At 69.3% G+C, this 25,900-nt stretch carries 24 protein-coding genes and 1 pseudogene; 9 read left to right on the forward strand and 16 right to left on the reverse strand.

Annotation, left to right across the window (positions count from 1 at the left end; genetic code table 11):
• Positions 1 to 159 precede the first annotated feature (159 nt).
• From L1280_RS04290 to L1280_RS04300, 3 genes are read left to right on the forward strand one after another with little or no spacing between them, the layout of a single operon-like run.
• Entirely contained in the window at positions 160 to 690 is a 531-nt protein-coding gene (locus L1280_RS04290; protein WP_253580840.1) for a DUF2726 domain-containing protein, read from the forward strand.
• Between the two features lie 28 nt (positions 691 to 718).
• A complete protein-coding gene (locus L1280_RS04295) occupies positions 719 to 1,741 on the forward strand; it encodes an AAA family ATPase (protein ID WP_253580841.1) in 1,023 nt (340 codons plus the stop codon).
• A 10-nt stretch (positions 1,742 to 1,751) separates the two neighbouring features.
• Positions 1,752 to 2,885 (forward strand): VWA-like domain-containing protein, encoded by a 1,134-nt coding sequence (locus L1280_RS04300; RefSeq protein ID WP_253580842.1) that lies wholly within the window; start codon positions 1,752 to 1,754, stop codon positions 2,883 to 2,885.
• Here the strand turns inward: L1280_RS04300 and L1280_RS04305 are convergent.
• Positions 2,875 to 3,564: a metallophosphoesterase gene (locus tag L1280_RS04305; RefSeq protein ID WP_253580843.1), complete on the reverse strand. Its 690-nt coding sequence runs from the start codon at positions 3,562 to 3,564 to the stop codon at positions 2,875 to 2,877. The two genes, L1280_RS04300 and L1280_RS04305, sit on opposite strands and share 11 nt — an antisense overlap.
• Before the next feature lie 49 nt (positions 3,565 to 3,613).
• On the opposite strand from L1280_RS04305, the gene L1280_RS04310 reads away from it, so the two are divergent.
• The 3 genes from L1280_RS04310 (at position 3,614) to L1280_RS04320 (ending at position 6,848) form a co-directional block, all read left to right on the forward strand.
• Positions 3,614 to 5,011 (forward strand): hypothetical protein, encoded by a 1,398-nt coding sequence (locus L1280_RS04310; RefSeq protein WP_253580844.1) that lies wholly within the window; start codon positions 3,614 to 3,616, stop codon positions 5,009 to 5,011.
• 144 nt (positions 5,012 to 5,155) lie between these two features.
• Positions 5,156 to 6,301, forward strand: a complete 1,146-nt coding sequence (locus L1280_RS04315) for a branched-chain amino acid ABC transporter substrate-binding protein (RefSeq protein WP_253580845.1) — start codon at positions 5,156 to 5,158, stop codon at positions 6,299 to 6,301.
• Positions 6,302 to 6,386: 85 nt separating this feature from the next.
• Positions 6,387 to 6,848: an NUDIX hydrolase gene (locus tag L1280_RS04320; RefSeq protein ID WP_253580846.1), complete on the forward strand. Its 462-nt coding sequence runs from the start codon at positions 6,387 to 6,389 to the stop codon at positions 6,846 to 6,848.
• A gap of 2 nt (positions 6,849 to 6,850) precedes the next feature.
• Here the strand turns inward: L1280_RS04320 and L1280_RS04325 are convergent, their stop codons facing one another.
• Positions 6,851 to 9,085: a UvrD-helicase domain-containing protein gene (locus tag L1280_RS04325; RefSeq protein WP_253580847.1), complete on the reverse strand. Its 2,235-nt coding sequence runs from the start codon at positions 9,083 to 9,085 to the stop codon at positions 6,851 to 6,853.
• Positions 9,082 to 9,618, reverse strand: a pseudogene (locus L1280_RS04330) (GrpB family protein). Before L1280_RS04330 ends, L1280_RS04325 begins: the two are co-directional and overlap by 4 nt.
• Positions 9,619 to 9,689: 71 nt before the next feature.
• On the opposite strand from L1280_RS04330, the gene L1280_RS04335 reads away from it, so the two are divergent.
• A complete protein-coding gene (locus L1280_RS04335; RefSeq protein WP_253580848.1) occupies positions 9,690 to 10,577 on the forward strand; it encodes a cation diffusion facilitator family transporter in 888 nt (295 codons plus the stop codon).
• A gap of 64 nt (positions 10,578 to 10,641) precedes the next feature.
• On the opposite strand, the gene L1280_RS04340 is transcribed toward L1280_RS04335, so the two are convergent.
• From L1280_RS04340 to L1280_RS04360, 5 genes are all read right to left on the reverse strand, one after another.
• Positions 10,642 to 10,851 carry a DUF1540 domain-containing protein gene (locus L1280_RS04340; protein ID WP_253580849.1) on the reverse strand — a complete coding sequence of 70 codons (210 nt, stop codon included), beginning with the start codon at positions 10,849 to 10,851 and terminating at the stop codon, positions 10,642 to 10,644.
• Positions 10,852 to 11,047: 196 nt separating this feature from the next.
• Positions 11,048 to 11,581: a hypothetical protein gene (locus L1280_RS04345; RefSeq protein ID WP_253580850.1), complete on the reverse strand. Its 534-nt coding sequence runs from the start codon at positions 11,579 to 11,581 to the stop codon at positions 11,048 to 11,050.
• A 90-nt stretch (positions 11,582 to 11,671) separates the two neighbouring features.
• A complete protein-coding gene (locus tag L1280_RS04350) occupies positions 11,672 to 12,610 on the reverse strand; it encodes a hypothetical protein (RefSeq protein WP_253580851.1) in 939 nt (312 codons plus the stop codon).
• Positions 12,611 to 12,767: 157 nt separating this feature from the next.
• Positions 12,768 to 14,549 carry a translational GTPase TypA gene (gene typA / locus L1280_RS04355; RefSeq protein ID WP_253580852.1) on the reverse strand — a complete coding sequence of 594 codons (1,782 nt, stop codon included), beginning with the start codon at positions 14,547 to 14,549 and terminating at the stop codon, positions 12,768 to 12,770.
• A gap of 151 nt (positions 14,550 to 14,700) precedes the next feature.
• On the reverse strand, positions 14,701 to 15,270 hold the full coding sequence (locus L1280_RS04360) for a type 1 glutamine amidotransferase domain-containing protein (RefSeq protein ID WP_253580853.1): 570 nt from the start codon (positions 15,268 to 15,270) through the stop codon (positions 14,701 to 14,703).
• 144 nt (positions 15,271 to 15,414) lie between these two features.
• Here L1280_RS04360 and L1280_RS04365 point away from each other — a divergent pair, with 144 nt between their 5' ends.
• Positions 15,415 to 17,061 (forward strand): methylmalonyl-CoA mutase family protein, encoded by a 1,647-nt coding sequence (locus tag L1280_RS04365; protein ID WP_253580854.1) that lies wholly within the window; start codon positions 15,415 to 15,417, stop codon positions 17,059 to 17,061.
• A gap of 66 nt (positions 17,062 to 17,127) precedes the next feature.
• Here the strand turns inward: L1280_RS04365 and L1280_RS04370 are convergent, their stop codons facing one another.
• From L1280_RS04370 to L1280_RS04385, 4 genes are all read right to left on the reverse strand, one after another.
• A complete protein-coding gene (locus L1280_RS04370; protein ID WP_253580855.1) occupies positions 17,128 to 18,078 on the reverse strand; it encodes a ring-cleaving dioxygenase in 951 nt (316 codons plus the stop codon).
• Between the two features lie 93 nt (positions 18,079 to 18,171).
• Complete coding sequence (locus L1280_RS04375) at positions 18,172 to 19,347, reverse strand: acetyl-CoA C-acyltransferase (RefSeq protein ID WP_253580856.1); 1,176 nt, start codon at positions 19,345 to 19,347, stop codon at positions 18,172 to 18,174.
• A gap of 11 nt (positions 19,348 to 19,358) precedes the next feature.
• Positions 19,359 to 19,781 (reverse strand): GNAT family N-acetyltransferase, encoded by a 423-nt coding sequence (locus L1280_RS04380; RefSeq protein ID WP_253580857.1) that lies wholly within the window; start codon positions 19,779 to 19,781, stop codon positions 19,359 to 19,361.
• Positions 19,782 to 19,785: 4 nt separating this feature from the next.
• Positions 19,786 to 21,864 (reverse strand): 3-hydroxyacyl-CoA dehydrogenase NAD-binding domain-containing protein, encoded by a 2,079-nt coding sequence (locus L1280_RS04385; RefSeq protein WP_253580858.1) that lies wholly within the window; start codon positions 21,862 to 21,864, stop codon positions 19,786 to 19,788.
• A 122-nt stretch (positions 21,865 to 21,986) separates the two neighbouring features.
• Between L1280_RS04385 and L1280_RS04390 the strand changes: the two genes are divergently transcribed.
• Entirely contained in the window at positions 21,987 to 22,976 is a 990-nt protein-coding gene (locus L1280_RS04390) for an NADPH:quinone oxidoreductase family protein (protein ID WP_253580860.1), read from the forward strand.
• Positions 22,977 to 23,039: 63 nt separating this feature from the next.
• On the opposite strand, the gene L1280_RS04395 is transcribed toward L1280_RS04390, so the two are convergent.
• From L1280_RS04395 to L1280_RS04410, 4 genes are read right to left on the reverse strand one after another with little or no spacing between them, the layout of a single operon-like run.
• Positions 23,040 to 23,477: a hypothetical protein gene (locus tag L1280_RS04395; RefSeq protein WP_253580861.1), complete on the reverse strand. Its 438-nt coding sequence runs from the start codon at positions 23,475 to 23,477 to the stop codon at positions 23,040 to 23,042.
• A gap of 59 nt (positions 23,478 to 23,536) precedes the next feature.
• A complete protein-coding gene (gene holA, locus L1280_RS04400; protein WP_253580862.1) occupies positions 23,537 to 24,439 on the reverse strand; it encodes a DNA polymerase III subunit delta in 903 nt (300 codons plus the stop codon).
• The gene (locus tag L1280_RS04405) at positions 24,430 to 25,233 is read right to left on the reverse strand and encodes a serine/threonine-protein kinase (RefSeq protein ID WP_371922872.1); all 804 of its coding nucleotides are present in this window, start codon (positions 25,231 to 25,233) and stop codon (positions 24,430 to 24,432) included. The genes holA and L1280_RS04405 overlap by 10 nt, the downstream gene beginning before the upstream one ends.
• Before the next feature lie 57 nt (positions 25,234 to 25,290).
• The gene (locus L1280_RS04410; RefSeq protein WP_253580864.1) at positions 25,291 to 25,815 is read right to left on the reverse strand and encodes a hypothetical protein; all 525 of its coding nucleotides are present in this window, start codon (positions 25,813 to 25,815) and stop codon (positions 25,291 to 25,293) included.
• Positions 25,816 to 25,900 lie beyond the last annotated feature (85 nt).

Raw genomic sequence — 25,900 nt, forward strand, 5'->3', positions numbered from 1 at the left:
GACAGCGTGGACACTGGCAAATTGAACCGGGTCAAAGAATCGGGGGGAAGTATAGCGGGGACGTGGGGGGAAGGAAGGGCAGTTTGGCCCAGTCTACGCGGGCAAAGGGTGACGCAGCTGCTGTCCCGGCCCGCCCGCCGACCCGCTAGGCTCCTGCGCATGGCCCCCCTCGGTTGTCTCGCCAGCCTGTTCGGTGTCCGGGAAGCGCCCCGCGCTCCGTCTCAGCCCCCATCGCAGGCCCAGACGGGCACGTCCCCGCAGAGTCCGGTGCCGGGCCGCCTGCCCGTGGAGGTCAAGCGGTACTTCTTCAGCCGCGACGAACACGCCTTTTTCGGGGCGCTAGAAGAGGCGCTTACGGGTACCCCCTACCGGGTCTTTCCGAATGTGCGGCTGAACGACCTGTTCCGGATCACCGCGCAGGAGGGGCGGCAGGCGACCTACGCGCGGCTGCGGGACAAGCACGTGGACTTTCTGATCGTGGACGGCGCGGCGGCTTATCGCCCGGTGCTCGCCATCGAGCTGGACGGGGCCTCCCACGGCAGCGAAAAACAGCAGCACCGGGACGCGGTGAAGGACGTAGCATTCCGGTCGGCGGGATTGCGGCTGGTGCGCCTCCCCTCGCGGGCGTACTCGGCGGGCGAGTTGCGCGAACGCTTGCGCGGCGAACTGTCCGCCCCCTCTCCGCGCTGACCCGCCCCCACGCGCTACCCTCTCCCCCGTGACCCTCACCCCCGCCGAGTTGCAGTCGTACCTCTCCGCGCTAGTCACGGGGAACCTCAAGCTCTCCACCATGATCTGGGGGCCGCCCGGCGTGGGCAAGAGCAGTGTGGTGGCGCAGGTGGCCGCCGCGCATGGGCTGGACTTCGTGGACGTGCGCCTCTCACAGCTCGCGCCCACCGACCTGCGCGGCCTGCCGGTACCCGAGGCCGACGGCCAGGGCGGGGGCGTGAGCCGGTGGTATCCGCCCGAGTTCCTGCCGCGCGGGGGACATGGGGTCCTCTTTCTGGACGAGGTGAACATGGCCCCGCCCACCATGCAGGGGATGGCGCAACAGCTCATCCTCGACCGCCGGGTGGGCAGCTACGAGCTCCCGGAGGGCTGGTTCGTGTGGGCGGCGGGCAACCGCAAGGAGGACCGGGCGAGCGTCTTTGACATGCCCGCGCCCCTCGCCAACCGCTTCCTGCACCTCGGCGTGCGGCCCGACTTCGACTCGTGGCGCTCCTACGCGCTGGGGAAGGGGCTGCACGAGCACGTGATCGCCTTCTTGACCTTCCGGCCTGAACTGCTGCACCGCCTGGACCCCACGCAACCCGCGTGGCCCAGCCCCCGTGCGTGGGAGATGGCCGCGCAACTCCACCGCGCCGGGCTGGACGCCGCGCCCGCCGTGGGCGAGGCCGCTGGGGCCGAGTTCGCCGCCTTCGTGAGGCTGTACGAGGGCCTGCCCGATCTGGGACTGGTGCTGCGCGGCCAGGGCGCGGGGCTGCGGCTGCCCGCCGAACCCAGCGTCCGATATGCCGCCGTGGTAGGCCTCGCTGCCCGAGCCGCCGATGCGGACGAGGCCTACCACGCCTTTACCTGGCTGGCCGACGCCGCCGGGCCGGAGTGGTTGCAACTGTATGTCGCCACGCTGGTGAGCAAGTTCCAGGCGACCGGGCACCTCGGCGACCTCGCCGGGTTGCTGTCGCGCGACGAGCGGCTGGCCGCGCTGGTGGCGGGCACGCTGGAGCTGGCGGGGGGATGAGGACCGACCCGTGACCTCCCCCGACCTCCAGACCCTGATCTCCGGATCGCGGCTGCGGCTGCGGGGCAAGTCCGCCTTTTTCGCCACGCTGCTGCTGCACGCCGAGTTCGTGCCCTCGCGCGAGGTCGCGGCGGCGGGCACGGACGGCGAGCGGGTGTACGTGAATCCGGAGGTGGCGGCCAGCCTCCCGCCCGACGTGCTCGACGGCCTGCTGCTGCACGAGGTCCTGCACGCGGCGCTGTCGCACGTGCCGCGCCGGGGACCGCGCGAGAAGAAGCGCTGGAACCGCGCCGCCGACACCATCGTGAACGGCATGGTCGCCGCCGCCGGGCTGCCGCTGCCGCCGGGCGCCGCCCGCGACGAGCATCTGGAGCGGCTCAGCGTGGAGGAGGTCTACACCTCGCTGGAGGGCCGCGAGCCGCAGGACGGCGAGGACGAGACCGACGATCTGCTGGACGGCCCGCCCTCTGACGCCCCGCCGCGTGAGGGCAAGCCGGGGGGGCCGGGGGCGCGGCAGTGGCAGCAGGCGCTCGCGCAGGCCCGCAGCGTGGAGGCGATGGCGGGGCAGGGGCACGACCCCCTGGGAATGCACCGCGAACTCGCCCGGCTTTCCCCCGCGCGGCTGGACTGGCGGGCGCAGCTCTGGCGCTTTCTGGCACGGACGCCGGTGGACTTCGGGGGCTTCGACCGCCGCTTTGTGGGGCGGGGGCTGTATCTGGAGGCGCTGGACGACGAGTCGCTCACCGCTCTCGTCGCCGTGGACACCTCCGGCAGCGTGGACGACGCGGCGGTGCGGGCGCTGGTGGCCGAGGTGCAGGGGGTGCTGGGCGCGTACCCGCACGTCTGCGCGACCCTCTACTACGCCGACACCGAAGCCTACGGTCCCTTCGAGCTGCGCCCCGGCGACCCCATCCCCCAGCCCCAGGGCGGCGGCGGCACCGACTTCCGGCCCATCTTCGCGCTGGCGGACACGCACGAGCCGGACGTGCTGATCTACCTCACCGACGGCTACGGCGATTTCCCGGAGAAACAGCCCCGCATGCCGACCCTGTGGGTGGTCCCCCCCGGCGGCCTGGAAGACGAGGGCTTTCCCTTCGGGGACGTGCTGCGGCTGGCCGAGGAGGGCGAGGGCTTTACGGCCTGAGGCCGGTCCGCACCATGTAGGCCTCGGCGCCGCCGTCCGGGGCGTGGTCGGTGGCCCAGCGGACGGCGGCCTCGGTGTCGTAGGGCGTGCGGCGAAAGGTCACGTCCCAGACCCCGGCGCGGCGCTCCAGCAGCACCCAGCGGGCGGTGGGGTCGCCGTCCTTCTGGCGCGACACAGCGCCCGCATTCACGAAGGTCAAGCCGCCCCGCGTCCAGACCGCCTCCGTATGGGTGTGGCCCACGACGACGACCCGCGCTCCCGGCCAGTCCCGCACCCGCGCCAGTTTCTCCTCGTCGGGCAGCTTGAACAGGGCCTCCCACGCGTCCGCCGGGCTGCCGTGGGCGAGCAGTACCTCGCCGTCTGCCGCCGTGGCGGTCAGGGGCAGGGCCGCGAGTTCAGGGGGCACGCCGCCGAGTTGCCCCTCCAGAAACTCGCGGTAGGTCCGCGTCTCGGCCTCCAGTTCGCTGGGGTCGGCCAGAAAGAACTCGTCGGTGTTCCCCCGCACGGTCGGCGGCGCGTGCTCGCGCTGCAAGGCCCACGCTCCCGCCGGGTCCGCCATGCCCCAGACAGTGTCGCCGAGGTTGTGGACAGCGTCGGGACTCACGGCGCGGAGGTCGTCCAGCACCGCCTCCAGCGCGAATCTGTTGCCGTGAACGTCGGTGAGGATGGCGAGGCGCATGGAGTATGGTGGCACAGCCTCCCGCCCCGCCATCTGCCATCATCGCGCCATGACCATTCCCGAACCCGACTCGCGCACGCTGGCGACCCTGTCTCCGGAGGCGGCTCTGGCGGCAGCGCAGGCCCACGGCGCGACGGCGGGCACCCTGTCGGGCCTCGCCGGGCATCCCGACGCGCGGGTGCGCTCGCAGGTGGCGCGGCACCCCAACACGCCCGCCGAGGTGCTGGGCACGCTGGCCCCCGCCTTTCCGCGCGAGGTGTTGCACAATCCCGGCCTGCCGCTGATGCGCCTCGCCCGGCCGGGGCTGCTGAACCTCTTTCCGGCCGAGGGGGTCACGGCCCTGCTCGCGCTGCCGGAAGCGCCCGCCTGGGTGGTGGATGGTGCGGCCCGGCACGAGGACTTCGGGGTGAGAACGGCCCTCGCCGCCCGGCCGGGTCTGGGCGCCGAGCGGGTGCAGGCCCTCGCCGCCGACGCGGGCTGGCAGGTGCGCGAGGCGGTGGCGCGGCGGCCCGACCTCTCGGAGCCGCTGGTGCGGCAACTCGCCGCCGACGACGATTACGACGTACGCAAGGCGGTGGCGGCCCGCCCCGACCTCCCCGGCGACGTGCTGCGGACGTTGGTGACCGATGCGCACGGCTTCGTGCGGGCTTCGGTCGCGCGGCGGCTGGACCTGCCGCTGGACTGCCTGCTCACGCTGGCAACCGACGACGACCCCGACGTGCTCTCGACCCTGGCGCGGCGGGTGGACCTGCCCCGCAACGTGCGTGACTGGCTGGCGGCGAACGAGCACCCCAGCGTGCGGGCGGCGGCCCTGCAAGCCTGGACCGTGCCGCCGGAGGCCCTCGCCCGCGCCGAGCACGACGCCGAGGACGAGGTCCGCGCGGCCCTGGCCCGACGTCCCGACGCGCCGCCGGAGCTGCTGGTGCGGCTGGCGGGCGACGAGGCCGAACAGGTTCGCCGCGCCGTGCTGGAACGCACCGACCTGCCGGAAGACGCCGTACTCGCCCTCGCGCATGCCCCGGAGCAGGACATCCGCCTGCATGTGGCCAGCGCCGAAGGGCTGAGCGGCGCGGTGTTGGACGTGCTGCTGGACGACCCGGACACGGCGGTGCGGACCCTGCTCGCCGTGCGGCCCGACCTCGGCCCGGAGCGCCTAGCCCGTCTCGCCGCCGACCCTGACCCAGAGGTGCGCCGGGCGGTGGCCTACGCCGAGGCGCCCGGTGACGCGGTGCTGACCGTCCTCGCCGCCGACCCCAACATCGGGGTGCGCCGCGCCGCTGCCCGGCACCCGGCCCTCTCCCCCGCCCTCCTGCCCCCGCTGGCCGCCGATGCCGACGAGGGAGTGCGCCTCGCGGCCGCTGGGAGAGGCGATCTGCCGGAGGAGGTGCGCGAGCGGCTGCGGGCCGACCCTGACTCCAGCGTGCGGGCGGAGGTGGGAGGAGCATAGGCCCCACGCCCGCCCCAGCTGTCCACCCAGTCGGGCCAGGTGGGTTGGTCGTCTCAGCTTCCTCCGGGATACTGCCCGCACCCGGCGGCGGACGCTCGAGGGGCTTTTCCCAGGCCCCGGCGCCGGAGCGTATCAGGAGGCTGAATGAAAACGACCGTGACTGTGATGGCTGCCCTCGCCCTGAGCACCGCAGGTGCCCAGACGACCATCAAGATTGCCAGCCTCGCGCCGCTGTCGGGCGGCCAGAGCGCCATCGGCCTTCAGGCCCGCAACGGCATTCAGCTCGCGGTGACGGAGTACCAGCCGCAGTTCAGGAAGCTGGGATTCACCTTGCAGTTCGTGCCCTTTGATGACCAGGCCGACCCCGCGACCGGCACGTCCGCCGCCCGCAAGATCGCCGCCGACCGCCAGGTGCTGGGGGTCGTGGGGGCGCTCAACAGCGGCGTGACCATTCCGGTGAGCGCCGTGCTCGCTCCCAGCCGGGTGGCGATGGTCAGCTCGGCCAGCACCGCGAACAACGTGACCGACCGGGGCCTGAGCAACATGAACCGCATCGTGGCCCGTGACGACGCGCAGGGTCCGGCAGGAGCGCAGTTCATCACGAACACGCTGAAGGCCAAGAAAATCTACATCCTGAACGACAAGACGGCCTACGGCGAAGGTCTCGCCAATGAGGTCGAAAAGGCGCTGAAGGCCGGGCGCGTGCAGGTCGTCGCCAACGAGGGCACCGAGGAGAAGAGCGACTTCTCCTCCATCATTGCCAAGATCAAGCTTCAGCGCCCCGACGCCATCTACTTCGGCGGCATCTACAACCAGGTCGGCGTGTTCCTCAAGCAACTGCGCGAAGCCGGGATCACCACCCCGGTCGTCGGCGGGGACGGGCTGGACAGCGCCGAACTGCTCAAAATCGCGGGCAAGGGCGGGGAGAACGTGTACTACACCACCGCCGCCGCTCCGGTCGAGGCGCTGCCCGCCGCCAAGACCTTCGCCAGCAAGTACCAGAAGACCTTCAAGCAGCCCGCGCAGGGCTTCGCGGTCTTCGGGTACGACGCCGCCAAGGTCGTGCTCCAGGGCATCCTGAACGCGGCCAAGGCCAACGGCAACAAGGTCCCCAGCCGCCAGCAGGTCGAGTCGGCCATTCGCAAGGGCACCTTCACGGGGCTGCTGTCGGGCCGGGTCAACTTCAACAGCGTGGGGGACCGTCAGGCGGCCACCCTGTACGTGATGAAGGTGGGCGGCGGCAAGGTCAAGCTCAGCACCACCCTGCCGGTCAAGCTCAGCAAGCGCTGAAGTTCAGCCCCTCCCATCACGCCACGTCCTCCAGTTGGACGTGGCGTGATGCTGTTTGGCCTGCCCACTGCGCCAGACTGCCCCCATGACCGACATCCGTTTGCCCCTGGGCGGCCTGAAGTTCAGCGTCCGGGTCGCCATCCTCTGCGTGCGGGGAGACCACCTGCTCGCCAACACCGCCGACGGGCTGGGCTTCTGGTTCCTGCCGGGCGGCGCCCTCGCCACGGACGAGGATGTGGCGACCTGCGCCGCCCGCGAGTGGGAGGAAGAGCTGGGAGTTCCGGCAGGCCCGCTGCGCCTCGTGGGCGTGCTGGAAAACTTCTTCGGCCCGTCGAGCAAGCGCCAGCATGAGCTGGGCTTCTACTTCCGCATGGAGGCGCCACCGGAGCTGCCACAGACCCCCTTTTCCGTGCTGGACAGCCCGGAGACGACCTGTGAGTGGGTGCCCCTCTCCGAGCTGTCCGCCCGGCCGGTCTACCCGCTCGCCGTAGCGGACTTCCTGAGCGCTGGCCCCGGCGAGGTGCGCCACCGCGTCGAGCGGAATTGACCTCAGGCGGGGGACAGGTTGGCGAACTTGACCAGCAGCTTCTTGGTGCCCACTGAGGGGAAGTGCACGGTGACCTCCTGCCGGTCCCCGACGCCCGCCACCGCCAGCACCTGCCCCTCCCCGAACTTGGGATGCTTGACCTTCTCGCCGCCGCGGTAGGCCATGCCTTCGGTCATCGGGCTGGTGTTCTTGACGGCGGCAGGACGGGTGGGCACGGTCGGGCGGTAGTCTTTCCAGCTCTTCTGGCGGTACTCCACGACCTGTCCGTAGGGGTCCACGGTGTCGAAGCCGTCACCCAGTTCCTCCAAAAAGCGGCTGTCCTCGGCGGCAATCGTCTTGCCGTACTGCATGCGGTTTTGCGCGGCGGTCAGGAACAGCCGCTCCATCGCCCGCGTGATGCCCACGTAAAAGAGCCGCCGCTCCTCCTCGATGCCGCCGGGTTCGATCAGCGCGTTCTTGCTGGGCAGCAGCCCCTCTTCCGCCCCCACGATGAACACCACCGGGAACTCCAGCCCCTTGGCGTTGTGCAGGGTCATCAGGGTGACGGCTTCCTCGGGCTTGTCGCGGTTCTCGGTCCGCGAGCGCATGTCGTCCACGCTGGAGAGCAGCGCGGCGTCGTCGAGGAAGTCCGCGATGGTGCCCTCGTGCTCCCCCGACCATTCTTCGGCGGCGTTGACGAGTTCGTCGAGGTTCTCCATGCGGACCTGCCCTTCCTGCCCCTCTTGCCGCAGCAGGTCGAGGTAGCCGCTGTGCTCGATCACGTAGCGCAGGAACGGCCCCGGCTCGTAGTTGTCGGCGGCCTCGCTCATCGCCTGCATGAGCTGAGCGAACTCGACGGGCTTCTGTGCCCCCCGGTCGAGGATGTTCAGCTCCTGGGCATTGGCGCAGGCGGTCAGGAGGGAGGTACCGTTCACCCGTGCCCACTCCATCAGCCGCTCGAGCGCCGTGTCCCCGATGCCGCGCCGGGGCCGCCCGATGATGCGGCGCAGGGCCACGTCGTCGTCCGGGTTGATGGCGAGCCGGGCGTAGGCGAGGATGTCGCGGATTTCCCGGCGGTCGTAGAAGCTCACGCCGCCCACGATCTTGGCCGGAATCTGCACCCGCCGCAGCGACTCCTCGATCACGCGCGACTGAGCGTTCGTGCGGTAGAGGACCGCCATGTCGGTGAAGGGCCGCCCCTCGCCGTGCAGCCGCGTGATCCACTCGGCCACGAAGTCGCCCTCTGCCCGGTGGTCCGGAGCACGGTGGAAGACGACGGGGTGCCCGTCCTCCTTGACCGCCTTCAGGGTCTTGTCGAGCCGCTCGGAGTTGTTCTCGATGAGCTTGTTGGCGACGTTCAGGACGCGGGCGCTGGAACGGTAGTTGTGTTCGAGCATGTAGACCCTGGCGTCAGGGTAATCCTTCTGAAAATCGAGGATGTTTTGAATGTCAGCGCCACGAAATTTATAGATCGACTGATCGGGGTCTCCCACCACCAGCAAATTCCGATCCCGACTGGCAAGTAACCGCGTCAATTCATATTGCGCCTTGTTTGTATCCTGATACTCGTCCACGTGGATGAACTTCGCCCGGTCCTGCACCCGGTCGAGGACGGCGGGCACCTCCTGAAAGAGCCGCACCGTCTCGGTAATCAGGTCCCCGAAGTCGATCGCGTTCTGGCCCTTCTTGCGGGCCTCGTAGCGGCGGTAGGCCTCGGCGGCGGCCTCGCGCGGAATCCCGCTGATAAAGAGTTCGTGTGAGCGCTCGAGGTCGGCGGGCGTGAGCAGGTTGCTCTTGGCCCGGTCGAGGATGGAGCGCAATACGCGCGGATTGGTGTCCGGACCGATGCCGGGAATGGACCCCATGACCTCCTTGAGGATGTCCATCTGGTCGTCGTCGTCGTAGATGACAAAGCCCCGCCGCAAGCCGATGTGCTCCCCGTAGGCCCGCAGAATCCGCACCCCCGCCGAGTGGAAGGTGCTCATCCACAGGCGGTCGGCCCCCTGCACGAGGTGCTTGGCCCGCTCGCGCATCTCGGCGGCGGCCTTGTTGGTAAAGGTCACGGCCAGGATCTCGCCGGGGTCGGCCCCGTAGTGCCCAATCAGGTGGGCGATGCGGTAGACCAGCGTGCGCGTCTTGCCGCTGCCCGCTCCCGCGATCACGAGGGCCGGGCCGGTGTGATGGTTGGCGGCCTGCGCCTGGTTGGGGTTGAGCTGGGACAGCAGGGGGGAATCGGGCAGGTCCGGCACGGTCGTCACCGGGGGAGTGTAGCAGAGCGGGTTATGTTGATGGCGTAATGGTTCGGGCGAGCATGGTGCGAATCCTGATAGGCCCCCCGGTCATGTTTGAACTGTTCCGCCAAGTTCCGTTTTAACTCAGCGTATGCCTGGGCATCGGCTGGATGGGCGCGGAGGTGGTCCCGAAAGCGTAAATGCCCGTGCCAATGCAGGCTGTCCGCCTCCACGACATGGAGATGAACGCCCCGGAGCAGGCGGCCTCGGGCCTTGAGGTAAACACGCCAACGGCCATTCGGCTCCTTCTAGAAGCTTTACCCGAGAGCGAGAAGACGGGTATCAGCCTCCGCCGACCACGGCCACGCCCGCGTCCCCAGCATCAGGTCTACGGTGGGCTTGGCGTCCAGGCCGGGGACAGCGGTGCTGCCGATGTGCTCAAGGCCAGTGACTCGGTAGCCGAGAACTTCCCGCATCACTGTGATTTCCCGGTGGGCAAACCACGGCCAGCGTGGGTCATAAAGTTCAACCTTCACAGCTTCTCGTCCGGGGCCGCCCATCTGTACCAGCCTACCCCTGTCCCCCAACGGGTGCCGCCCCCCGCCTCATGCAATCCTGTTACGCTCGCCGGATGGACCGTTCGGCCAGAATCGCCCTGGGCAGCGTGGTGGTGGCGCTTATCGTGCTGGCCCTCAAGTTTCTGGCCTATCAGGTGACGGGCAGCGTGGCCCTGTACTCGGACGCGCTGGAGAGCATCATCAACGTGGCCGCCGCCGCCGCCGCCCTGATCGCCCTGCGCGTCTCGGCGCGGCCTGCCGACGCCACGCACCCCTACGGCCACTCCAAGGCCGAGTATTTCAGCGCGGTGGCCGAGGGCGTGCTGATCGTGCTGGCGGCCTTCAGCATCATCCGGGAGGCGGTCCCGGCCCTTCAGAATTCACGCACGCTGGAGACTCCTTGGAACGGGCTGACCATCAACCTGGGGGCCACGCTGCTCAACGGGCTGTGGGCAGGCGTGCTGCTGCGGACGGGCCGGGCGGCCCGGTCCCCGGCGCTGCTGGCCGATGGGCGGCACGTCCTGACCGACGTGGTGACCAGCGTGGGCGTGCTGGCCGGGGTCGCGCTCGCCGCCCTCACCGGGGTGGGCTGGTTGGACCCGGCCCTCGCACTGCTCGTCGCTGTGAACATCCTCTGGAGCGGCTGGCACCTCGTGCGCGAGAGCGTGGGCGGGTTGATGGACGCGGGGGTGGACCCGCACACCGAGAATCGTATCCGGCAGCTTCTCAGCACCCACGCGGACGGGGCGCTGGAGGTCCACGACCTGCGCACCCGGCACGCGGGCCGCATGATCTTTGTCGAGTTCCATCTCGTCGTGCCCGGTGCCATGACCGTGCAGGACGCACACGCCATCTGCGACCGATTGGAAGAGGCCCTGTTCGCCGAGTTGCCCGGCGTGGCCGTCACCATCCATGTCGAGCCGCCCGACAAGGCCAAGCATCACGGGGTCGTGGTGGTGTGACGCGCAGGGAATGAAAAAGGGCCGGGGAAGCGTCACCCGGCCCGTATGTTGGCGAATTGAATGCTCAGCGTGTGCCCTCGCCCATCCGCGCCGAGTCGCTCTGGCCGTCCTGCGGGCTGAAGGTGAGGCACTGGGCCATCTGGCCGCTGAAGTCGACCTCGATCTGACCCGCCGTGCAGTTCTCCTGCTCGTTGTAGCGGCAATTCGTGGCCCCGCAGCGGCTCACGACACTCTGTCCTTCCCCCATGTTGCGGCCCTGTTGCATGTCATTCATGGTGCTCCCTCCTGAGCGCAGGGTGCGCCGCGAAAGCGAGGAGGAACGTAGCCCCAGCCGCAAAATGAAGGGTGGCACACAATCCCGACTGATCCGGGCAGGATTGTCCCGATTTCGAAAAAAGGCTGTGCTGGACGGACAGGGAGGCACCACGTTCAGCATGGGCATCCGGACAGTGCCTCGCGTTCGGTGAAGGTCAGTTCAGCAGGGTGCCCCGGATGCCCTGGGCGCAGGCAACCCGGTGGGCCACCTCCCGCGCGTCGAGTTCGCCGTGTTCGCGCAGGCCCGCCGCCACCACCTCGACCTCGGCCCACGAGCGGCGCAGCAGGGCGCGGGCGCGGGCCTCCAAGACCGTGAGTTGGGCGTCCAGCACTTCCAGCTCCTCGGGGTCGGTCAGGGTCGCGGTGAGCAGGGCGCGGGGATCACGGCAGGCGGGACCCTCCCCTGCGCCCACCGCGAGGCCCAGCAGCCGCGCCATCGCGGAGCGGGCCAGGCCGACCAGGGCGACCTCCTCGCGCAGGCCCCGGTTCAGGGCCAGGGCCTGGGGGTCGGCTGCAAGCGCGTAGGTCACGCCGGGCGTCTCGCCCAGGGCCACCCGCTCCACCCGCAAGGGAGCGCGGGGGTGCAGGTGGGCCAGCACCGCCTCGGCCGCCAGCAGCAGCGAGAGAGTGCGGAGGTCGCCGGAGGGCGCGGTCGTCGGGAGGGAAGCGGGGGTGGGGGTCGTCGTCATCATCCTGACTCTGAAGCTCAGGTTAACGGACCCGGCCCCCCATGAACAGGGACACAGGTCGCTGTCGGTGTGACCGGGTGGGGAACGCCGCTACAGTTCCAGGTCGCCCGGCTCTTTGCGAAACTTCTCGCGCAGGAACCGGCCGTGGGTCAGCAGTTCCTGACCGCCCGAACGCAGCGCCCCGTCTAGGACCTCCGCCACCGCCTCCAGCAGCAGGTCGAGTTGTTCGCGCAGCAGGTCACGTCCGGTCTTGCTGTCTTCCAGGGGCTGGGTATTCGCCAGGGTGGGCGGCAGCTTGAGGTAGGCCTGGGCCGCGGCCGGGGCATACTCGCGCCGCACCGCGCGGGCCAGGTAAGCCCCCTCGCTGGCCCCCTGGCCCTGGGCGTCCAGATGGCGCAGCGCCTCGCGGGTCCGCAGGTCCAGCGCGATGAGCTGAGCGCGGGCCTCGCCGGGCAGCCGCTCGTCACGGGTCAGGGCGGTGAGGGCGTCCCCGTCGTCGGGAACTGGAGGTTCCTGTGCCCGCCGCGCCGCGTTCGCGCTTGCCACTGCCCCGCCCACCGGCATCGCCTCGCGCTCGCGGGAAGTCAGGTCGCCCAGGGGGAGCCCGCCTGCCTGCTCGGGCAGGGCCGCGGAAGCACGGGCGTCCCCGATGACCTGCGGCGACTTCCCGGCTGTCCAGAGGGACGCCGGAGCCGAAAAGACCCAGATCAGTCCCATCACGGTCAGGGGGAAGACCAGCCAGTCCGCGCCCAGCGCCATAAAGATCAGCCCGGCCAGCACCCCCACCAGCAGCGCCCGCCAGTCGCGCTGCCAGCGGTGAAAGCCCCGCGACCCCAGGTAGCCCAGCAGCATCCCCGCCGCCGGATGAACGATCCAGTCGGCCCCCAACACTGCCATCAGCGCGATCCCGGCGGCAGCCCGGCCCACCTCGGCCGCGTGCTTGCCCCGGCCCGAAAAGATCACGAACGCCCAGTGGGCCAGCGTCAGCGCTGCCAGCGGATGCACGATCCAGGCAAAGGCCTCTAGCATGAGCGGCCCAGCGGGGCGGGAGAAAGCCCGAACATGCCCCCCTTACGTTGTCAAAGATCGGAAGGTTGCCAGGTTGCTGCCCCACTCCGCACCCCGTGGGAAATGGAAAACCCCAGGCTCATCCTGGGGGTGACTGGCAGGGCCTTGCGGGCGGCGATTACTTGCGGAAGCTGGGGTTGAGGATCTTCTTGCGCAGGCGAATGCTCTGGGGCGTCAGTTCCACCAGCTCGTCGTCTGCGATGTACTCCAGCGCGTCTTCGAGGCTCAGGCGGCGCGGGGGGATCAGGGTCAGGGCCTCGTCGGCACCCGCCGAGCGCACGTTGGTGAGCTTCTTGTTCTTGCAGACGTTGACGTTCATGTCCTGCTCGCGGGCGTTCTCGCCCACGATCATGCCCACATACACGTCCTGGCCCGCGTCGATGAAGAAGGTCCCCCGGTCTTGCAGCTTGAAGATCGAGTAGGCGAAGGCCACCCCGTCTTCCATGCTGACCAGCGACCCGTTCTGGCGGGTCTTGAGGTCCCCGGCCCACGGCGCGTAGCCGTCGAAGATGTGGCTCATGATGCCCTCGCCCTGGGTCATGGAGAGGAACTGGGTGCGGAAGCCGAAGAGGGCGCGGGAGGGAATCTTGAACTCCACCCGCACGCGGCTGCCCTGCGGCTCCATGTTCACCATCTGGCCCTTGCGGGCGCCCAGCACGCCGATCACGGTGCTGGAGTGCTGCTCGGGCACGTCGATGACGAGGTGCTCGATAGGCTCGTGCTTTTGCCCGTCGATCTCGCGCACGATGACCTGCGGCGCCCCGACCTGCACCTCATACCCTTCCCGGCGCATGGTTTCCAGCAGGATCGAGAGGTGCAGCTCGCCGCGCCCCGACACCTTGAACTCGTCGGGGCGGATCTCCTCGACGCGCAGCGACACGTTGGTCATGACCTCGCGCTTGAGGCGGTCATTGAGGTGGCGGGAGGTGACGTACTTGCCCTCCTTGCCCGCGAAGGGCGAGGTGTTGGGCTGGAAGACCATCGAGACGGTCGGCTCGTCCACCGTGATGATGGGCAGCGCTTCGGGGTCGGCGAGGTCGGCGACCGTCTCTCCGATCTGCGCGTCCTCGATTCCGGCGAGCGCCACGATGTCCCCGGCACTGACCTCGTCGGCCTCGATGCGGCGCAGGCCCAGGTGCGTGAAGGGTTGCACGACGCGGGTCTTCGTCATCGTGCCGTCCTTGTGGATCAGTTGCACGAACTCGCCCTTCTTCACCTTGCCGCGCTGCACCCGCCCCAGCACGATGCGCCCGAGGTACTCGGAGTAGTCGAGGTTGGTCACCAGCATCTGGAAGGGGGCCTCCAGGTCGACCTTCGGCGCGGGGATGTGCTCCAGCACCATCTCGAACAGCTCGTGCATGTCGTCTTGCGGCTTGTCGAGGTCCTTGAACGCCTTGCCGTCGCGGGCGATGGCGTACAGGATCGGGAAGTCGAGCTGGTCGTCGTTGGCGCCGAGTTCGGCCATCAGGTCGAAGGTGAGGTTGACGACCTCTTCCGGGCGAGCGTCGTTGCGATCGATCTTGTTGACGACCACGATGGGCTTGAGACCCAGTTCGATGGCCTTACGCAGCACGAAGCGGGTCTGGGGCATCGGCCCCTCCGCCGCGTCCACGAGGACGAGCGCCCCGTCCACCATGCCCAGCACGCGCTCGACCTCGCCGCCGAAGTCGGCGTGGCCGGGGGTGTCTACGATGTTGATCTTGACGCCGTTATATTCCACCGCCGTGTTCTTGGCGAGAATGGTGATGCCGCGCTCGCGTTCGAGGTCGTTGGAGTCCATCGCCCGCTCGGCAATTTCCTCGCCGTGGCCGAGCTTGAGGGTCTGCTTGAGCAGGCCGTCCACCAGCGTGGTCTTGCCGTGGTCGACGTGCGCGATGATGGCGATATTGCGGTATTCCATAGGTCAGCTCCCTTGATGCGGAGCCGCTAGCTCTCAGCGGTCAGCCTTCAGCTCTCAGCTCATCTGCACGAAAAAACCCGCCGCACTCCGGTCTGGACAGTGGGCGGGATACCCAAACGGGGATTCTAGCAGATGAGATGGGAGAAGACGGTTACTTCCTTCGGCTGCTGTGATCGCCCTCCGCAAACTCCTCAATCATCTTCCGGTTGAAGGCGGGCAGGTCGCCGGGCTTACGGCTGGTCACCACGCCCTTGTCGGTCACGCATTCCTCGTCCACCCACTCGGCGCCGGAGAGGGTGAGTTCGCGCCTCAGGCTGGGCCAGCTCGTCATCTTCAGGCCCTGGCTGATGCCCGTCTCGGAGAGGCTCCAGGGACCGTGGCAGATCGCGGCGATGGGCTTGCCCGCGTCGTACATCTCGCGCACGAAACGCATGGCCCCCTCGTCCAGCCGCAGCGTGTCGGGGTTGACCGTGCCGCCGGGGAGGAGCAGGCCGTCGTAGTCCGAGGCCTGAACCTCCGACACCACCCGGTCCACCGCGTACTTGCCCTTCGGCTCGATGTCACCCTTCATGGACTGAATCTCGCCCGGCTTCAGGCTGATGAGGTCGGCGGCGGCTCCGGCCTCCTCCAGCGCCTGGCGCGGGCTGGTAAGTTCGATTTCCTCCACCCCGTCGGTGGCGAGGATGGCGATCTTCTTGCCCTGCAACTGTCCTTTCGTCATGGCCCCAGCCTGCCGCGCGAAGATGGACGCGGGCGGAGAGGACGCTCAACGCGGAATCAGGATACCGGCCACGCGCGGCCTGTCTGCTACCCTGAAACGCGACCTAACGAGCGTTCGATTCGGCTCCCGGCCGGAGGTAATTCCATGAAGACCAAGAACGAGTGGATGCAGAGCGTCTACCAGCCCGCGACCCAGAAGTTTCCCGAGCGCAAGTACAACTTCAAGAACCTGTCCGACATGGACCCCGAGCCGATCTACACGGCGGACGACCTGAAGGACTGGGACGCCGAGCGCGACCTGGGCTACCCCGGCGAGTTCCCATACACGCGCGGCGTGCAGAGCAGCGTGTACCGGGGCAAGCTCTGGACCATGCGCATGTTCGCGGGCTTCGGCAGCGCCGAGCAGACCAACGAGCGCTTCCACGCGCTGCTCAAGGCCGGGCAGACGGGCCTCTCGACCGCCTTCGACCTCCCCACCCTGATGGGCTACGACTCCGACCACCCCTTCTCCAAGGGCGAGGTCGGCAAGTGCGGCGTGGCGGTGAGCAGCCTCGCGGACATGGAGATTCTCTTTCAGGGCATTGACCCGGAAAAAGTCACCACCTCCATGACGATCAACTCGCCCGCCAACGCGATCTGGGCGATGTATATCGCCAACGCGCAGAAGCAGGGCAAGGACCTGACCAAGATCGGCGGGACGATCCAGAACGACATCCTCAAGGAGTTCATCGCCCAGAAGGAGTTCATCTACCCGCCCGCCCCGAGCGTGAAGCTGGTGATCGATACCTTCGAGTGGGGTCCCAAAGTGGTGCCCAAGTTCAACTTCATCTCGGTGAGCGGCTACCACATCCGCGAGGCCGGGGCGACGGGCGTGCAGGAGCTGGCCTTCACGCTGGCGGACGGCTTCCACTACGTCGAAAAGGCGCTGGAGCGGGGGCTGGAGATTGACGAGTTCGCGCCGCGCATCTCGTTTTTCTGGGACATCCACAACGACTTCTTCGAGGAGATCGCCAAGCTGCGGGCCGCGCGCCGCATCTGGGCGCGGCAGATGCGCGACCACTACGGCGCGAAGAACCCGAAGTCGTGGATGTTGCGGACGCACTCGCAGACCGCCGGGGTGTCGCTGCCCGCGCAGCAGCCGCTGAACAACATCGCCCGCGTCGCCATTCAGGCGCTCGCGGCGGTGCTGGGCGGGACCCAGAGCCTCCACACCGATTCCTTCGACGAGGCGCTGGCCCTTCCCACCGAGGAAGCCGCCACCATCGCCCTGCGGACCCAGCAGATCATTGCTTACGAAACGGGCGTGGCGGGCGTGATCGATCCGCTGGCGGGCAGCTACTACGTCGAGAAACTCACGGGCGACATCGAGGCCGCCGCGATGGGCTACATCGAGCAGATTCGAGCGATGGGCGGCGTGGAAGTCGGCATCGACAACGGCTTCTTCCAACTGGAAATGGCCGAGGCCGCCTACCGCTACCAGCGCGAGGTCGAGACCAAAGACCGCATCATCGTGGGCGTCAACGAATTCGTGCAGGACGCGGTGGAGGTGCCGATCCAACTGATCGACCCCGAAGTCGAGCGCGTGCAGGAGGCGCGGCTGGCACAGGTTCGGCGCGAGCGGGACCCCAAGCGGGCGGAGGCGGCGCTCTCGGCTCTGCGCGACGCGGCCGTTACGGGCGCCAACACCATGCCCGCCTTCCTGGAGTGCGCTCACGCCTACACCACGCTGGGCGAACAGATGGACACGCTGAAGAAGGTGTACGGGGAGTACGTGGAGCCGGTGCTGGTCTAAGCGGTTCGCCGTCCGCACAAAGAGGTGGGCCATCCCAGTCGGGGCGGCCCACCTTCATCGTAGGGGTCAGCTCAGCGGCGTCAGCCCGGCCTCGATCTGCGCCCGGTGGGGTTCAAGGAAGGGGGCGAGGACCAGCGTTTCGCCCAGATGGGCGGGGTCCTCGTCCACTGCGAAGCCAGGGCCGTCGGTGGCGAGTTCGATCAGGATGCCCTGCGGCTCGCGGTAGTACACCGAGCGGAACCAGTGGCGGTCCACCTCGCCGCTGGTGCGCAGGCCCAGCCCCGCAAGGTGGGCGGCCCAGGCGTGATAGTCCTCGTCCCGAACACGCAGGGCGAGGTGGTGGACGCCGCCCGCGCCGGGGCGGGCCGTGGGCAGCGAGGGGTCGAGACGCAGGTGCAGTTCGGCGTCGGGCCCGCCCTCCCCCATCGCGTAGACGTGGATAGGCCGCGCGGCGTCCTCGGGGTCGGGGTAGGTGCCCGCCGCGTGGAGGCCATACACCCGCGTCAGCACCCGCTCGGTGGGAAAGAGGCCGGGCAGGGTGAGTTCGGACGGGCCGAGGCCCAGGATTTGATGCTCGGCGGGAACCGGACTGCCCTCCCACGGCACGCCCGCTGGCCCGCCCTCCACCAGGCTGAGGCGCTGGCCTTCGGGGTCCGCGAAGTCGAGGTGGGCGCGGCCCGCGCGGGTGACCGGGGCGACCTCCAGCCCCTGCCCGCGCAGGTGCTCCGCCCACCACTCCAGGCTCCCCTCCGGCGCCCGCAGGCCCGTGCGGGTGACCGAGTTGTTCCCGCGCGTCTCGGAGGGCACCGGCCACTCGAAGAAGGTCAGGTCGCTGCCCGGACTGCCCGCCCCGTCCGCAAAGAAGAGATGGTAGGCGCTCACATCGTCCTGGTTGACCGTCTTCTTGACCAGCCGCAGCCCCAGCACCCGCGTATAGAAGTCGAGGTTGGCCCGTGCGTTGGCCGTCACCGCCGTGACGTGGTGCAGCCCGTGGGGAATGAGGGGAGAGGTCGTCATGCCTCCAGTTTAATCGTTTGACATTGAACGATTATGAGGCGGCACACGACAATCCCCCGGCCACTCAGGACCGGGAGAGAGACAGGGTCAGCTTTACAGCACTTCGAACAGTCCGGCCGCGCCCATGCCGCCGCCCACGCACATGGTTACGACGACGTGCTGTACACCCCGGCGCTGGCCTTCCAGCAGGGCGTGGCCCACCAATCGGGCGCCGCTCATGCCGTAAGGGTGGCCGACCGAGATCGCGCCACCGTTGACGTTGAGCTTGTCGTCGGGGATGCCGAGCTTGTCCTGGCAGTACAGCACCTGCACGGCAAACGCCTCGTTCAGCTCCCAGAGGCCGATGTCGTCCACGGTCATGCCGAAGCGCTTCAGCAGCTTGGGCACGGCGTACACCGGGCCGATGCCCATCTCGTCGGGTTCGGTGCCCGCGACGGCCATGCCGAGGTAGCGGCCCAATGGCTTAAGGCCCCTCGCCTGGGCCATCTCCGCGTCCATCACGATGCTGGCTGACGCCCCATCGGAGAGCTGCGAGGCGTTGCCCGCCGTGATCTGGTTGCCCTCGCCGCGCACGGCCTTGAGGGAGCGCAGGCCCTCCAGGGTGGTGTCGGGGCGGTTGCCCTCGTCCTTGGTAATCGTGATCTCGCGCAGGGTGACCTCGCCCGTCTCCTTGTTGGTGACGTTCATGCGGGTGGTCACGGGGATGATCTCGGCGTCGAAAATTCCCTCGGCCTGGGCGCGGGCGGTGCGCTGCTGGGACCGGAGGGCGTACTCGTCGCAGCGCTCACGGCTGACCGAGTAGCGCTGGCCCACGACTTCCGCCGTGTCGATCATGGGCATGTAAATGCCGTTGTGCATGGAGAGCAGCTCGGGGTCAGGGCCGACGCGCATGTCGGGCGTCTGCACGAGCGAGATGGACTCGACGCCGCCCGCGACGACCACGTCCATCCGGTCCACGATGACCTGCTTGGCGGCGGTGGCGATGGACATCAGGCCGGACGCGCACTGGCGGTCGATGGACATGCCCGCGACCTCCACCCCCAGCCCAGCCCGCAGCGCCGCGTTGCGCCCGATGGTGGTCTGCACGCCCTGTTGCATGGCGGCGCCCATGATGCAGTCGTCGATGTCGGCGGGTTGAACTCCAGCCCGCTCCACGGCGGCGCGAATGGCGTGGGCGGCCAGCGTGGGCGAGGGGGTGGCGTTAAAGGCGCCCCGGTAGGCTTTGCCGATGGGGGTGCGGGCGGTGGAGACAATGACAGCTTCACGCATGGGGAAACTCCTTAGAGCGGAAAGAGACTCATGACGACGCCCGGCTGCTCCTCGCCCCCGGCGGAGGCGTACAGGCGGCGGGCGATGCGGTTGTCCTCTTCGGTGAGGACCCAGGCGGCCACACAGCCCAGGCTCCGGGCGTGCGCGAGCAGGGCGTCCAGCAGGCGGCGACCGAGGCCCTGGCCCTGGTACCCGTCCGCCACGCCGACCTCGTTGATGAACAGTTCGGGCGGCTTGTCGGGATGGACGTAATGGAAGCCCGACGCCATGCCCACGACGACCCCGCCGTCGAGGGCCACGGCGAGGTGATGCCGCGAGTCGGCGAAAAAGGCGGCGAGCGAGTCGGGCCGGAGGTCGTGGTCGAAGACGCCGGGGGCGACGTTTCGCAACACGTCCGCCTCAGTCCGACCCAGCACGCGCACCTCGGCGGTCATGGGTTCAGGCGCCTGCCTTGGCCTTGTCCCAGCCCGCGAACGACCCGCCCTCATCCGCCAACCGCTTCAGCAACGGCGCGGGTGTCTGGCCGTACTTCTCCAGGGCGGCGACCACGTTCTTCAGGCCCATCTCGTCGGCGTAGCCCATCGGCCCACCCCGGTGGGCAGGGAAGCCGTAGCCGTAGATGTAGATCACGTCGATGTCCCCGGCCCGCTGGGCAATGCCCTCGTCGAGAATTTGGGCGCCCTCGTTGACCAGAGAGTAGACCAGCCGCTCGGTGATCTCCTCTTGGCTCAGCTCACGCGGCTCCACGCCCCTCTCGGCGCGGTAGTCCTCGATGAGTTGCGCGACCTCGGCATTGGGCCTGGGCCTCCGGTCCTCGCCGTAGTCGTAGATGCCCGCCTGCGTCTTCTGGCCCTTGCGCCCGCGCTCCACGATGCGGTTGAGCCAGCCGTCGGGCTTGGGCAGGCCGCGCACCTTGGCCTGGTGCTGGCGAATCAGGTAGCCCACATCCAGCCCGGCCATGTCGCTCATCTGGAAGGGTCCCATCGGCAGCCCCAGCGCGTTCATCGCGGCGTCGGCGTCCTGGGGGTTGGCGCCCTCCTCCACCAGCTTGCGGGCCTCGTCGCCGTAGCGGTGAATCATGCGGTTGCCGACGAAGCCGTCACAGACGCCCACGACCACGCCGACCTTGCCGATGCGCCGGGCGAGGGCCATGCTCGTCGCCAGCACCGAGTCGCTGGTCTTGTCGGCGCGGACGATCTCCAAGAGCTTCATCACGTTGGCCGGGCTAAAGAAGTGCAGGCCGATGACCTGTTCGGGCCGCCCGGTCACGGCGGCGATCTCGTTCACATCGAGGGTGGAGGTGTTCGTGGCGAGAATCGCGCCGGGCTTGGCGATGGCGTCCAATTTGGTGAAGATGTCCTTCTTCACGCCCATGTCCTCGAAGACGGCCTCGATAATGATGTCGGCGTCGGCGAGGTCTTCCATGTTGAGGGTGGGCGTGAGGAGGCTCATGCGCTTCTCCACGTCCTCCATCGTCAGGCGGCCCTTTTTCGCGGTGTTCTCGTAGTTGCGGCGGATGACCGCGAGGCCCCGGTCGAGCGCCTCCTGGGTGGTTTCCACGATGGTGACGGGAATGCCCACGTTCAGGAAGTTCATGGCGATGCCGCCGCCCATCGTGCCCGCGCCGATGATTCCGGTGGAGTTGATGTCGGTGGTCGGCGTGTCCTTCGTCAGGCCGGGAATCTTGCCCGCCTCGCGCTCGGCAAAGAAGATGTGGCGCAGGCCGCGCGACTGCGGCGAGTCCTTGGCGGCCATGAACAGGCGAGCTTCTTCCTCCCAGCCCACGGCGAAGGGCTGGGTGGTCGTCATCTCCGCCAGGTCGATGATGAAGCCGGGCGCGAGCTGGCCCCGGTGCGTTTTCCTGATGGCTTCACGGGCGGCGGCGAAGACCTGCGGGCTGACGCCTTCCACCGTGCGCTCGCTGATACGGGGCAGGGGGCGGGCGTTGGCGTGCTCACGGGCAAAGGCGACCGCCCCTTCGCGCAGGTCACCCTCCACGAGGGCGTCCACCAGACCGAGTTCCTTGGCCTCGGTCGCCTTGATCGGATTCCCGGAGAGCATCATCTCCAGCGCCTTTTCCACGCCCACCACGCGGGGAAGCCGCTGGGTGCCACCCGCGCCGGGGAGGACGCCGAGCTTGACCTCGGGCAGGCCCATCCGCGCGTCCCTTGTCGCTACCCGGTAGTTGCAGGCGAGCGCGATTTCCAGGCCACCGCCCAGCGCCGTGCCGTGGATGGCGGCGACGGTGGGCTTGGGAAAGGCGTCCAGGCGCGAGATGAAGCCGCGCAGGTCGGGCGCCTGCTCGCGGGGCAGGTCGAAGGTCTTGATGTCCGCCCCCGCCACGAAGGTCCGCCCCCCGCCGATGATGACGACGGCGCGAATGCCCTCGTCCCCCTCGGCGGCGTCGAGGCCCGCGTGCAGGCCCTCGGGCACGCCCGGCGAGAAGGCGTTCACGGGCGGGTTGTTGATGGTCAGGACGAGAATGTCCCCCTCGCGGGTCTGATCGACGATGCTCATGCAGGTGGCCTCCTTTGGTGTGGGGCCATGCTTCCACGCCCGGCGGGCCGGGTCAAATACGTGCGCGTTCAGAATGTACGTGGACGTTCACTCGCCGGGAGACAGGCCGTACACTGGGCCGCATGAGCGAAACCATGCAGGCCATCGTCGTCGAGCGCCTCGGTCCCCCCGAGGTCATGGAGTTGCGCGAGCTGCCCGTGCCCCAGCCCGGCCCCGGCGAGGTCCGGCTGAGAGTGGAGGCGGTGGGCATCAACTTCGCGGACGCGCTGGCCGTGTCGGGCGAGTACCTCACGCGCACGCGGCTGCCCTACACCCCCGGAATCGAGTTCGCGGGAACGGTGGAGGCACTGGGCGAGGGCGTCAGCGGAGTTGAGATCGGGAGGCAAGTCGCCGCGCTCGCGGGACGGGGCGGGCTGGCCGAATATGCCGTCGCGCACTCCGCCGCCCTGATCCCGGTGCCGGAGAGTTTCTCGGCCGCGCAGGCCGCCGCCTTCCCGGTGTCGTACTTCACCGCCTATCACGGCCTGAAGACGCTGGGGCACGGGCAGGAAGGCGAGTGGGTGCTGGTGCAGGCGGCGGCGGGGGCGCTGGGCACGGCCTCCATCCAGCTCGCCAAGGCGATGGGAATGAACGTGGTGGCGATGGCAAGCACCGAGGAGAAATTGCAGATCGCCCGCGACCTCGGCGCGGACGTGACCCTGCTTCAGGACGACCCCGACCGGGTGCAGAAGGTGCGGGACGCGGCGGGTGGGAAGGGCGTGCCGCTGATTCTGGAGGTCGTGGGCGGCCGGGGCTTTCAGGAGAGCCTCGACATGGCCGCCAGCCGGGGCCGCATCATCGTGATCGGCAACGCCAGCCGCGAGCAGGCCAACCTGCGCCCGGTCGAGCTGATGAAGCGCAACCTCAGCGTGACCGGCTTGTGGCTCACCTCGCTGATGGGCGACGCGGAAGCCACCCGTGAGGCGGCGCAGGCGTTGACGCAACTGGTCGGGAGCGGCCGGGTGGTGCCCCAGGTCGGCCCGACATATCCGCTGGCGCAGAGTGCCCAGGCGTTTCAGGACCTGCTGGACCGCAAGACGACGGGGAAGGTGATTATCGAGCCGGGGCGCTGACCGGCGGAACAGGGAGAGGGGGAGCAGAGGCACTCGGCTTCTGCTCCCCCTCTCCATGACCGCTTACGAGAACAGCCGCACCAGCGGACGCCACCACGGAATCATCACCAGCACGGTGACGAGCGCCAGCGCGGTCCACAGGGCCGCCGCGCGGAACTTGGCCTGATTGGTGGCCGCCCGCTTGCTGATCGCGGAGGCGAGGGTGGCGAACACAGCCGCCAGCACCCCCAGCCCGACGTGCTCCCACTGGAACGACGGCCGGGCCTCCGAGAAAGCCCGCGCCCCCTGCGACCCCAACAGGCCGAACAGCAGCAGCCCCAGCACCAGTTGGAGGTGGACCGTGCCCGCGAAGATCGCCACCGGGCGGCGGTCGGCGGCAGTGAACTCGCGGGCCGCGCCCACGCCCCGGAAGGCCCGCAGCAGCGCCCAGACGCCCGCGATCAGGACCAGCCAGCGGGTGAGGTTGTGAAGGGTCAGCAACACGAGGTACAAGGTCGCCATGCCCGCCATCCTACCTGACCGCTCGGAAAGGCGGCGGGACGCGCGGCCCGGCCTGGGCTCTACACGCTGAGCTGCACGATCAGCCGCTCCAACGTAACGGCGGGGTCCAGGCCCCGCTTCATGGCGAGGTCGGCGTCGAGGATGCGGGCGAGGTGCGCCCGGATTTTGCTTTCACTGAGGCGGCGGGCGACCTCCAGGGCCTTTTTCGCCGGATAGGGCTTGACGCCGAGGCGCTGGGCAGCCAGGGCTTCAGTGACGCGGCCTTCTTCCTGCAACAGGGCCACGCAGCGGGCGACGAGGCTGTACTGCCACATGACCGCACCCATCAGCTTGAAGGGGTCCTCGCCGCTGGCGAGCAGGCGCCGAAGCTGGGTCACGGCCTCGCCGGGTTTGCCGGTGGTCGCCGCGCCCAGCATGGCGAACGAATCGCCGGGCGGCTCGCGGCCCACCACCCGCCGCACGAGGTCGGCCGTGTGCGGCGGGTCCAGCAGCGCGAGCTTGTTGAGTTCGCCCGCGATGCCGGTGAGGTCCGGGCCGAAGACCTCCGCGAGGTAAAGGGCCGCGTCCCGGTCGAGCTTCAGGCCCGCCTTTTTCGCCCGCCCCGCCACCCAGCCCGCCACGTCGCCCGTCTTCTGGGGAGCGGGCGAGGCGACGTGTTCGCCGCGCGACTCGTAGAGCTTGACCCGGCCCGCTGGAGCCGACTCGTCGAGCACCGCGACCGTGACCGGGGCCGAGGCCAGCAACTCCATCAGCGCCTTGTCGGGCTTGACGCCCGCGAGGTCCACGACCACGCCGCCGTCCCCGAACAGGCTGGGGGCGAGCAGGGGGGCCACGGCGTCGGCGGTGACTTCCTCGCCCGCGAGCCGGGGCAGGTCGCGCAGGGGCAGGCCACGGGCGGCCAGGGTGTCGCGCAGGGCTTCCTCGGCCAGGAACCGGTTTCCAGTAAAGGCGATCAGGGGCATGGGGACTCCAACTCATGGGCAGCCCAGTCAAGCTGCTGCCGGAGGCTCAAGGCATCGGGCGGGCGCCCGGCGGCACCACGGCACAGGGCCGCCTCCAGCACGGGATGCAGCGCGGGGGGGCCGGGCAGCGGTGAGCGGTCACGGCGGTGGCCCGCCAGCCAGCCCAGCGGGTCGGCGTGGGGCGGAGACCCGGCCAGACACTCGAACAGCACCGCCCCCACCGCGTACAGGTCGCTGCGGGGATCGCCGCGCACCCCGGCGAATTGCTCAGGGGCCATGTAGTGCGGGGTACCCAACCGTGCCTCCACGCTGTGGGGGTCCGGCCGAAAGCGGGCGCAGCTCAGCCCGAAGTCGATCAGCCGAACCGCCCCCGCCTGCCGCTCGCCGCCGCACAGCAGCACGTTTTCGGGCTTGAGGTCGTGGTGGACCACTCCCTGCGCGTGCAGATGCGCGAGCACGTCCAGCAGGTCACCGGCCACCGCCAGCGCCTCCCCCACCGGAAGCGGCCCATCCTCCAGCGCGTCCCGCAGGGTGCCGCCGGGGACCCAGGGAAAGATCAGCTCCGCCTCCCGCGCCGCGAGCAGCGGCAGCAGGCCTGAATGACCGAGGCGGGCCGCCACCGCGCCTTCGTGGGTCAGGGAGGTCCGCGCCAGGGGGTCGTCCCGCCACAGCCGCTTGACGAACACGGGCTGCCCCCCCCAGGTCGCCCGCGCCGTCTCTAGGCCGCCATGCCGCCCCAGCACCCGCAGGTCGCGGAGGGGGAAGGATTCGGACAGCCGGGGCACGCGGGGCATTCTACGCAGGGAGCCGGGGCGGGTTCGGCCCCGGCCCCGCGGCCCAGCTCTCCCGGCTCAGTTCACCCGCAGGCTGCTGGCGAGGTTGCGGACCACGTTCTCGTTGCGGCTGTAGTCCTTGACGCTGCTGGCGATGGTCACGACGAGGAGGCGGCCCCCCGCGCTCGTCAACAGCATCTCGAAGCGGCGGTCGTCGCCCTGGCCGGGAGTGGTGAAGATGATCTGGCCCCAGGGGTGCCCACCCACCTGCACCGCCGCCGACTTGATGGTCTTGAGGTTGGGCACCTGGGTGCGCAGCCCGGCGGCGAACTCGTTCGTCAGCGCGGTGACGCCGCCCGGAGCAAGTTGCGCCTCGCGCCAGTCGAAGGCCACGGTGACCTTGCGGTCCTCGGTCAGAAAGACGGCCTCGGGGCGCCCGGCCGCCGAGGGAAAGGCCTTGGCGATGCCCGCGTCGTTCAGGACATACAGCTTGGGACTCGTCTCCACCGTGACCGGCACGTTCTGGAGCTTGAGCGGCGCGGCGAGCGCGGCCGGGGCGCCCAGCAGGGCCAGCGCCGTCAGGGTCAGCAGGGACTTCTTCATGGCCTCTCACCCTATCCGCAGGGAGGCTGCCCGCCCATGAAGTCCGGGTGAGGATCGTGGCGGCGGCGTCATCGGGGGGTCAGGT

The sequence above is a fragment of the Deinococcus sp. HSC-46F16 genome (genome assembly GCF_024171495.1).
In the GTDB taxonomy this organism is placed as follows: domain Bacteria; phylum Deinococcota; class Deinococci; order Deinococcales; family Deinococcaceae; genus Deinococcus.

Bases quoted from the DNA above. Each gene is read 5' to 3' on its own strand.
- L1280_RS04290 (WP_253580840.1), top strand. From the start codon at position 160: ATGGCCCCCCTCGGTTGTCTCGCCAGCCTGTTCGGTGTCCGGGAAGCG.
- L1280_RS04305 (WP_253580843.1), bottom strand. From the start codon at position 3,564: ATGCGCCTCGCCATCCTCACCGACGTTCACGGCAACAGATTCGCGCTG.
- L1280_RS04310 (WP_253580844.1), top strand. From the start codon at position 3,614: ATGACCATTCCCGAACCCGACTCGCGCACGCTGGCGACCCTGTCTCCG.
- L1280_RS04315 (WP_253580845.1), top strand. From the start codon at position 5,156: ATGAAAACGACCGTGACTGTGATGGCTGCCCTCGCCCTGAGCACCGCA.
- L1280_RS04320 (WP_253580846.1), top strand. From the start codon at position 6,387: ATGACCGACATCCGTTTGCCCCTGGGCGGCCTGAAGTTCAGCGTCCGG.
- L1280_RS04335 (WP_253580848.1), top strand. From the start codon at position 9,690: ATGGACCGTTCGGCCAGAATCGCCCTGGGCAGCGTGGTGGTGGCGCTT.
- L1280_RS04340 (WP_253580849.1), bottom strand. From the start codon at position 10,851: ATGAATGACATGCAACAGGGCCGCAACATGGGGGAAGGACAGAGTGTC.
- L1280_RS04345 (WP_253580850.1), bottom strand. From the start codon at position 11,581: ATGACGACGACCCCCACCCCCGCTTCCCTCCCGACGACCGCGCCCTCC.
- L1280_RS04350 (WP_253580851.1), bottom strand. From the start codon at position 12,610: ATGCTAGAGGCCTTTGCCTGGATCGTGCATCCGCTGGCAGCGCTGACG.
- typA (WP_253580852.1), bottom strand. From the start codon at position 14,549: ATGGAATACCGCAATATCGCCATCATCGCGCACGTCGACCACGGCAAG.
- L1280_RS04360 (WP_253580853.1), bottom strand. From the start codon at position 15,270: ATGACGAAAGGACAGTTGCAGGGCAAGAAGATCGCCATCCTCGCCACC.
- L1280_RS04365 (WP_253580854.1), top strand. From the start codon at position 15,415: ATGAAGACCAAGAACGAGTGGATGCAGAGCGTCTACCAGCCCGCGACC.
- L1280_RS04370 (WP_253580855.1), bottom strand. From the start codon at position 18,078: ATGACGACCTCTCCCCTCATTCCCCACGGGCTGCACCACGTCACGGCG.
- L1280_RS04375 (WP_253580856.1), bottom strand. From the start codon at position 19,347: ATGCGTGAAGCTGTCATTGTCTCCACCGCCCGCACCCCCATCGGCAAA.
- L1280_RS04380 (WP_253580857.1), bottom strand. From the start codon at position 19,781: ATGACCGCCGAGGTGCGCGTGCTGGGTCGGACTGAGGCGGACGTGTTG.
- L1280_RS04385 (WP_253580858.1), bottom strand. From the start codon at position 21,864: ATGAGCATCGTCGATCAGACCCGCGAGGGGGACATTCTCGTCCTGACC.
- L1280_RS04390 (WP_253580860.1), top strand. From the start codon at position 21,987: ATGAGCGAAACCATGCAGGCCATCGTCGTCGAGCGCCTCGGTCCCCCC.
- L1280_RS04395 (WP_253580861.1), bottom strand. From the start codon at position 23,477: ATGGCGACCTTGTACCTCGTGTTGCTGACCCTTCACAACCTCACCCGC.
- holA (WP_253580862.1), bottom strand. From the start codon at position 24,439: ATGCCCCTGATCGCCTTTACTGGAAACCGGTTCCTGGCCGAGGAAGCC.
- L1280_RS04405 (WP_371922872.1), bottom strand. From the start codon at position 25,233: ATGCCCCGCGTGCCCCGGCTGTCCGAATCCTTCCCCCTCCGCGACCTG.
- L1280_RS04410 (WP_253580864.1), bottom strand. From the start codon at position 25,815: ATGAAGAAGTCCCTGCTGACCCTGACGGCGCTGGCCCTGCTGGGCGCC.